3 protein-coding genes are annotated in these 3,045 nt (G+C 73.4%); 1 reads left to right on the top strand and 2 read right to left on the bottom strand.

Annotation, left to right across the window (positions count from 1 at the left end; all coding sequences use genetic code 11):
- Positions 1 to 45: 45 nt before the first annotated feature.
- On the bottom strand, positions 46 to 1,407 hold the full coding sequence (locus tag ACFWPT_RS40750) for a M64 family metallopeptidase (RefSeq protein ID WP_380488090.1): 1,362 nt from the start codon (positions 1,405 to 1,407) through the stop codon (positions 46 to 48).
- A 129-nt stretch (positions 1,408 to 1,536) separates the two neighbouring features.
- Entirely contained in the window at positions 1,537 to 2,271 is a 735-nt protein-coding gene (locus ACFWPT_RS40755; protein ID WP_380488093.1) for a hypothetical protein, read from the bottom strand.
- A gap of 393 nt (positions 2,272 to 2,664) precedes the next feature.
- Between ACFWPT_RS40755 and ACFWPT_RS40760 the strand changes: the two genes are divergently transcribed.
- Positions 2,665 to 3,006 carry a hypothetical protein gene (locus ACFWPT_RS40760; protein ID WP_063345830.1) on the top strand — a complete coding sequence of 114 codons (342 nt, stop codon included), beginning with the start codon at positions 2,665 to 2,667 and terminating at the stop codon, positions 3,004 to 3,006.
- Positions 3,007 to 3,045: the final 39 nt, after the last annotated feature.

Below are 3,045 nucleotides of genomic sequence, written 5' to 3' on the forward strand. Positions count from 1 at the left end.
GCCCGGGGCCGTCGCCGTGCCGGCCGGCGCGCCGCGTCGACGCGCTTAGAACGTCACCAGCCAGGACAGGCTCCCGGTCAAGTGCTCGCGCAGCGCCGGGTCGGCCACCGCCGGGGTGGGGTCGGTGGCGACGGCCGTCAGCAGGTGCGGCCGGGAGCGGGGGCCGCCCGGGCGGAGGGCGGCGAGGTCGGGGGCGGTGCGCCCGCGCTGCCCGGGCAGCTCGCGTCCGTCCAGGAACCAGCGCAGCCGGGTGCCCGGGACGGGCAGGTCGACGGTGAGGCGGCTGGCGGAGGTGAGCCAGGTGTCGGTGGAGACGGGACTCGTCAGCGGGGTGGCGTGGCGGTAGAAGCCGGCGATCATCGCCTCCCGTCCGGGCAGGTTGAACTCCCGCCCGAGCGAGCGCATGATCGAGTTCTCGGTCGGCCGGTACAGCCCCGTCGGGTAGTAGCCGCCGCCCTCGTACGCGCCGACCGTCCCGCCGTCGGGGGACGTCCGGCCGAGCCAGCGGGACCACTTGGTGCCCTGGGCGCGCATCCGGTCGGCGGTCAGCGTACTGATGTTGGCCTCGGCCGGCTCCGCGCCCTGGTAGGTGCCCTGGCCGTCGTACGCGTACTCGTCGGCGAGCTTGCCCAGCGAGTGCCCGGTCTCGTGCACCGCGATCTGCCCGGACTTCGCGTTGCCGCCCGCCACGGTGGCGATGCCCTCGTAGCCGAGCGAGGACTTGACGTCGTTGTAGCCCGCGCCGCCGTACTTGGCGCTGTTGGCCACCACGATCACCAGGTCCGCCTGCGGGGCCTTGGCCGCGTAGCGCTCGACCGCCTTCTCGTCCACGCAGAGCAGCCGCTCCACCCCGTCGCACCAGAAGTACGAGCCCAGCGCGGTGTGCCGGACGGTCGCCTGGTCCGGATCCCCGGAGACGCCCGACTCGGGCGAAACGGCCGACACCGCCCAGACGTTGAACAGGTTGCGGTAGGTGGCGTACGGCTCGACGGCGGTGATCTCGCGCCACTTCTCGGCCGCGTCGCTGCGGAACTTCTCCTGTTCCTGCGTCGCGTAGCCGTCCCCGATGACCACCACGTCGAGCTTGGCGGCCGGATCGCCGTTGCGCACCAGCGCGGTGACGTCGCCGTCGTCCTGCATCGGGGCCACGCCCTGGATGCGGGGGCCGGCCGTGTACGGGGAGCCGGTGGGGACGAGGGCCCGGGATATGCCGCCGTCCTCGCCGAACACCTCGACGGGGTGCCGGCCGTCCGCCGGAGCGGCTGTGGGGGCGGCGCCCGTCGTGGTTCCGGGCGGGGCTGCGGGTGCGGCGAGTGCGGGGGCGCCGCCGAGGAGGGCCGCGGCCAGGGCGGCGGTGAGGAGGGTTGCGGCGGTTCTGGTCCTGCGGCTCCTGGTACTGCTGGGCATGGGTGGCCTCCCCGGTGGTGGCGTGAGCGGGAGGTGGCAGCCTATTTCCCACGTTGAGAACCTGACAACTGTTTCCCACGTTGGGAACCTGACAACCTGTGAGGGGCATTCCGGATCCGCTCCGGGCCGCTACTCCACGGACATCCCGCTGATGACGGAGACCGCGAGCAGCCAGGCCAGGACGGCCAGGGTCACGGTCACGGGCAGCGGCCAGTCCATCAGGAGGAGCATGGCGGCACCCACCAGCGTGGTGACCGCCATGGGGACGGACATCCCGGCCGGGATCCACCAGGAGCGCACGTTCGGCCCGAGCAGGCCGCCCGCGATCAGGGCCGTGCCCGCGCCGACCAGCAGCGCCAGCTTCAGGACGGCCAGCCACAGGGTGTGCGGATTGCGGGCCCGGTGCCCCTGATAGTCGACCTCGACCACCTGGCCCCTCCAGACCGTCAGGTTCACGACCGCGCCGGTCCGCACGTCGTCGTAGAACGCCTCCCCGACGTCGTAGGCGCCGGTCGGAGCCTTCTCGCGGGCCACGGTCAGGGTGTACGAGGTCGAGTCGCCGTCCCGCTCCGCCGCCCTCTTCGTCACCCGCCCGCTCTCCCGCAGCGTGCAGTCCACCCCGGGCCCGATCGCCGGAGCGCCGCAGACCGGGGCGCCGCGATACGCCCACCCCTCGTGGTACGCGGCGACGAACCGTGCGAACCCGAGGCCGACCGCGGACAGGCCGAGCAGCAGGAGCAGGGCCTGCGCCACGACCCGCAGCGTCAGCGCGGTGGCCCGCCCGCGCGGCCGGGCGTCCTGCGGGCCCGGCGGCTTGCCGAACAGCGTCATCGGACTCCCCCTCGTCTGGACGTCGGTCGCCATGCGGGCCGACGCCCCGGCACGCCGTGGGCGGCGCCGGGGGCGGCACGGACTTGGATGATGCCAGGGGCAGGGATAGCGCGGGAGGAACCCGCCACTGCTGTAACGGACTTGTGCCATGCCGGGGGTGCGGGCGGTGCGCCGGTGCCCGCGTGTTTTCGGCCGTTCCGGGCGCGGGCGGACCACCTCGGCCGCCCCATCGGCGGTGCCCCGTCGCAGGAATTCGTGATCGACGGGCCAAGAGGCCTGACCAGGCCGGGGTGGACGCATTTTCCGCCGTCATATGCTCGCGGATCCGACCGCTCCCTAAAGTCACCGCAGACAGAGCGCCGGGCTGCTCTCCGAGCCGCCGCCCGGCGCCCCCACGCGCACCACCGACCCCGAGGACGGACAGCTGTGAACAACCGGACCAGGAACAGGATCGCGGGCGGCCTCGCGGCGTTCGCCACGGCCACGGCGCTGGGCCTCGCCGCGGCCCCGGCAGCACAGGCGCAGACCGCCTCCCCGGACGCGCTGCAGAGCATCAACTGCAGCACCGGCACGTTCGGGAGCGACGGCACCCAGCAGTACTTCAACATCTCCTGCTCGGGCACCGGAACCACCAAGTGGTGGGTCAACGTGAGCTGTTCCGACGGCTCCACCCGCACCGTGGGCCCGTACACCACCTTCCTGAACGTGCGCGTCTACTGCCCGCCGAACACCACCGCCCTGAGCGGCTGGGTGAGCTACACCCCCTGAACCCGATGGCGCCGGCGGCCCGGCACACCCCCCGTGGGT

This window comes from Kitasatospora sp. NPDC058478, from assembly GCF_042720345.1.
Taxonomy (GTDB): Bacteria; Actinomycetota; Actinomycetes; order Streptomycetales; family Streptomycetaceae; genus Kitasatospora.

What these genes read in the sequence shown, in the direction of transcription:
- ACFWPT_RS40750 (WP_380488090.1), bottom strand. Translation starts at nt 1,407, where the DNA reads ATGCCCAGCAGTACCAGGAGCCGCAGGACCAGAACCGCCGCAACCCTC.
- ACFWPT_RS40755 (WP_380488093.1), bottom strand. Translation starts at nt 2,271, where the DNA reads ATGGCGACCGACGTCCAGACGAGGGGGAGTCCGATGACGCTGTTCGGC.